The organism is Nitrosomonas sp. Nm34 (assembly GCF_900113925.1).
Classification (GTDB): Bacteria; Pseudomonadota; Gammaproteobacteria; order Burkholderiales; family Nitrosomonadaceae; genus Nitrosomonas.
This window is the reverse complement of the sequence record NZ_FORD01000105.1, coordinates 1-4,787: the sequence shown is the minus strand read 5'-3', so window position 1 is coordinate 4,787 and position 4,787 is coordinate 1. Positions and strand designations below refer to the sequence as shown.

5 protein-coding genes are annotated in these 4,787 nt (G+C 46.5%); all 5 read left to right on the top strand.

Annotated features, from left to right (window positions below; all coding sequences use genetic code 11):
* Positions 1–296 precede the first annotated feature (296 nt).
* A complete protein-coding gene (locus tag BM283_RS17195; RefSeq protein ID WP_090695315.1) occupies positions 297–1,109 on the top strand; it encodes a methane monooxygenase/ammonia monooxygenase subunit C in 813 nt (270 codons plus the stop codon).
* Positions 1,110–1,293: 184 nt separating this feature from the next.
* Positions 1,294–2,211, top strand: coding sequence for a methane monooxygenase/ammonia monooxygenase subunit A (locus BM283_RS17190; protein WP_254776431.1), 918 nt, complete (start codon positions 1,294–1,296; stop codon positions 2,209–2,211).
* Positions 2,211–3,473: a methane monooxygenase/ammonia monooxygenase subunit B gene (locus BM283_RS17185; protein ID WP_090695313.1), complete on the top strand. Its 1,263-nt coding sequence runs from the start codon at positions 2,211–2,213 to the stop codon at positions 3,471–3,473. The genes BM283_RS17190 and BM283_RS17185 overlap by 1 nt, the downstream gene beginning before the upstream one ends.
* Positions 3,474–3,581: 108 nt before the next feature.
* Positions 3,582–4,160, top strand: coding sequence for a hypothetical protein (locus tag BM283_RS17180; RefSeq protein ID WP_090695310.1), 579 nt, complete (start codon positions 3,582–3,584; stop codon positions 4,158–4,160).
* Positions 4,161–4,262: 102 nt separating this feature from the next.
* The coding region (locus tag BM283_RS17175; protein ID WP_254776432.1) for an LPXTG cell wall anchor domain-containing protein at positions 4,263–4,787 on the top strand (525 nt) is incomplete at its 3' end.

Here is a 4,787-nt window from a genome sequence, read left to right as displayed (position 1 = left end):
CTATTGAAGTAGTAATAAAAATTAATTTTTTCTGAAATACCCTGCTATAAATATGGAAAAACTACTTGACTAAAACGATGAAGGTGACTAGCCTGTAGAGTGTAGCCAGCAAAGGGTGTAGCACTTTTTAGCTGGAACAACAAGAAGAGTAGTTTAGAAGGAAGGCTATCGATAGACCCTGAAGACAAAAAGGTTTTTATGGGATGCTGCGATAGTTAACGAGTAAGGGTAATATACTAGGATACTAGGAAAGATATTACTTTTTATAAGTGAATGAAAAACAGGAGGAAGTACAAATGGCAACAACATATGGAACGGGCAGCGCAGCGTCAAGCGCCCAAGGCTATGACACGTCGGTATGGTATGACTCAAAATGGTATAAATTTGGAATGGGCATCATGCTGCTGGTAGCGATATTCTGGATTTGGTACCAACGAACATTCGCGTATTCTCATGGTATGGACTCAATGGAGCCGGAATTTGATCGCGTATGGATGGGATTGTGGCGTGTTCACATGACTGTTATGCCGTTATTTGCATTGATTACCTGGGGCTGGATTTGGAAAACCCGTGATACCAAAGAGCAACTGGACAATCTGGATCCAAAACTGGAAATCAAACGTTATTTTTACTGGATGATGTGGCTTGGTGTCTACCTCTTTGGCGTATACTGGGGTGGTAGCTTCTTCACCGAGCAAGATGCATCCTGGCACCAGGTAATTATCCGGGATACCAGTTTTACCCCTAGCCATGTAGTCGTATTCTATGGCTCTTTCCCCATGTATATCGTATGTGGTGTGGCTGCATACCTGTACGCAATGACTCGCCTGCCTTTATACAGCAGAGGGATTTCCTTCCCACTGGTATTGGCCATTGCAGGTCCGCTCATGATTCTGCCAAACGTAGGCTTGAATGAATGGGGTCATGCATTCTGGTTCATGGAAGAACTCTTCAGTGCACCATTGCATTGGGGCTTTGTGATTCTGGGCTGGTCTGGATTATTCGCAGGCGGTATTGCAGCTCAGATCATCACCCGTTACTCCAATCTGACAGACGTGGTTTGGAACAACGCTAACAAGGAAATCCTTAACAACCGGATTGTTCCTTAATTCTGGGTTTATACCTGCTTATCATTCCTGCTTCTGGGAAACCAGAAGTGGGAATGAAATAAAAGGTGAGTCGACCTATGTGAGGGAAACATAGAATAGTCGGCGGTTAAAAACACTTAGAAAAGAAAGGAATCGTCATGTCATATTTAAATATTAAAAGCTTCAAAAGGGAGGGAGTTGAATCATGAATGAAAGTATAGTATGGGTACTAATATTCATACCTGTTTTGTTTCTATTTGTGCCATTGCTGTCAAAAAGTGAAGGCTACTTTGCAGATATGTTCAAAACCAAGGACATTCTGCAGGCTGCGAAGATGCCGCCGGAAGCAATCCACATGTCGCGATCAATTGATCTGATCTATTTTCCGATTCTGTGCATACTGCTGGTTGGAACATACCATATGCATTTTATGTTGCTGGCTGGTGACTGGGATTTCTGGATGGATTGGAAAGACCGTCAATGGTGGCCGGTCGTGACCCCGATTGTAGGCATTACCTACTGTTCAGCCATCATGTATTACCTTTGGGTTAACTATCGTCAACCATTTGGCGCGACACTGTGTATCGTCTGTCTGCTGGTGGGAGAATGGCTAACACGTTACTGGGGTTTTTACTGGTGGTCACACTATCCACTTAACTTCGTGACCCCTGGCATCATGCTCCCAGGCGCACTGATGCTGGATATCACTATGTATCTAACCCGTAACTGGCTGGTTACCGCATTAGTCGGCGGTGGATTTTTTGGTTTGTTGTTCTACCCGGGAAACTGGCCAATTTTTGGCCCCACCCACCTGCCAGTCGTAGCGGATGGCGTCTTACTTTCAATGGCAGACTTCATGGGGCACCTGTATGTGCGTACCGGTACACCAGAATATGTCCGTAATATTGAGCAAGGCTCACTGCGTACCTTTGGTGGTCATACCACTGTCATTGCTGCCTTCTTTGCGGCGTTTGTATCCATGCTGATGTTCGTCGTCTGGTGGTATCTCGGTAAAATTTATTGCACAGCTTTCTACTATGTTAAAGGCAGAAGAGGACGTATCGTGCAAAGAGAAGACGTTACCGCGTTTGGTGAAGAAGGTTTCGCACAGGGGATCAAATAATGAATTTAAAAAACATATACAAACGAAGCGTGCTGGGGCTTTACGGAGTCGCTTACGCAGCAGCAGCATTAGCAGTCAGCCTGGTAGTCGATGTCACACCGGTGGCAGCCCACGGGGAACGTTCGCAAGAACCTTTCTTGCGGATGCGTACGGTACAATGGTATGACATCAAATGGTCACCGGAAGTCACCAAAGTCAATGACTCTGCCACGATCAAGGGTAAATTCCACCTGGCTGAGGATTGGCCGCGCGCAGCAGCTAAGCCAGATCGATCCTTCTTCAACGTAGGTAGCCCAAGCCCGGTGTTTGTGCGTATGAGCACCCGGATCAATGGTCAGCCCTGGTTCATTGCCGGGCCATTGGAAATTGGTCGTGACTATGAAGTTGAAGTCAACCTGAGAGCACGTATTCCAGGTCGTCATCACATGCATGCCATGTTGAATGTGAAGGATGCTGGCCCGATCGCAGGACCCGGTGCATGGATGAATATCACAGGTAGCTGGGACGACTTTACCAACCCGGTCAAATTATTGACGGGCGAAACCGTTGATACCGAAACCTTCAACTTTGCCAATGGGATGACCTGGCACATTATTTGGATGACGTTAGCCTGCTTCTGGATCGGCATCTTTGTGGCACGTCCCATGTTCCTGCCACGTAGCCGTGTGTTGTTGGCGTATGGTGATGAACCGCTGGTGGATCCGCTGGACACAAAACTGGCCTGGGTTTTTGCCATTGCAACAATCGCATTGGTGTGGGGCGGCTATCGTTACACGGAAACTAAACATCCGTATACCGTGCCCATCCAGGCAGGTGAATCCAAAGTAGCCCCATTGCCGGTTGCACCCAACCCAGTCGCTATTCGCGTAACTTACGCTAACTATGACGTACCGGGACGTGCCCTGCGTGTGACTATGGAAGTGACCAACAATGGTGACAGCCCAGTCACATTTGGAGAATTCACCACAGCGGGTATTCGTTTCATCAACTCCACTGGCCGTCAATATCTTGATCCATCCTATCCACGGGAATTGATCGCAATCGGCTTGACGTTTGATGACGAATCAGCGATTCAACCTGGTGAAACTAAAGAAATCAAAATGGAAGCTAAGGACGCCTTATGGGAAATTCAACGTCTGATGGCGCTGTTGGGTGATCCGGAAAGCCGTTTTGGTGGTTTGTTGATGTCTTGGGATGAAAATGGAAATCGCCACATTAATAGTATTGCTGGTGCGGTTATCCCGGTCTTTACCAAGCTTTAATAAATAGCAGAAAGCAACACAAACCGGTGCACCCCTGTCGAGAGGCAGCAAGGTGTGCCGGTTTTTTTTTAAACCATAATAGTTTTAATCATCAATAGGAGAATTGTCGTGGTAAAGCAATTAACACAAGCGAGTATTGCGGCTTTCGTTCTTGTTGCGATGCTTTACGCGGGTAGTGTAATTGCCCATGGAAAAGTTTCTTTAGAGGAAGACCCATGTACGCGCCAGATAAATGAAAATATGGTGCATTTAAGTGCTTATCAGCCGCAACATGACAAAAGCGCGCATTATTGTACCGAGATCCCGTTAGCGGGCGATACCTATTTAGTCATCGATCTGATTGATTCTGCCATACGTAACATGCCTGTCAAAGTCAACGTTTATCGTGGTAGTGAGACCGATGGAGAAAGCGTGCTGCAGTTACCCGCAAAACTGCACCCCGATGGCGTCATTAACGGCATAACTAACCTGGAAAAAGGGTTATATTCAGTTATTGTGACGGCAGAAGGCGTTCCACCGCTAAAATATCAATATCGACTGCGGGTGGAAATGGTAGATTATATGAAGCTGCTGCGTGCTTCCATTCTGCCTGTGATGGTATTGCTGCTATTGGCATGGCTTATCTATAAAATCAAGCCATTGCAACGGTTGCGCAAATGGCGCACGGCACAACGCTCACAAGATTGAAGTAAGTGTATTGCCAAAGAAATGATCCTATAATAAAAATTTTATTATCGCCTTGGGGAGAGAAGAGTGTTTGTAAACGCAATGAAATCTATCTATAAATCAATGTTACTGGTTGCATTAGGCATGATGTATTCCATGCAGTTGTCTGCGCATGGTGGACTGTCACTGGCTGAGGATATGTGCAAGCTTACGATCGGGCCTTATACCATGCATTTTACGGGTTACCAGCCTGAGAGCACGCAAGAGCAGGAGTTTTGTGAAGATATTCCTAAGACAGGCCGCACCGTGGTGGCACTGGATTACATCAATGAGGAGCTGCGGCCTATGACCACCGAAGTGCGCATCATACGGGATACCGGGTCAGAAGAGAACCCGGATGCCGAAACCATCTTTCATATACCACCGAAAGTATATTCGAATGGATCGGTGACCTTTGAGCATACCTTTCCGGAGCCCGGCAAATTTGTAGGACTGGTCACAGTAAGAGGTGACAAGGAAGAATATGTTTCCCGCTTTCCGTTTGCTGTGGGAACAGGTGGAAAATCGAACCTGCCTTATATCATCGGTGTCATCGTGCTGGCAGTGGCTGCTGCCTTCTTCTTGATGCGCAGCAAAAAGAATAAAGCA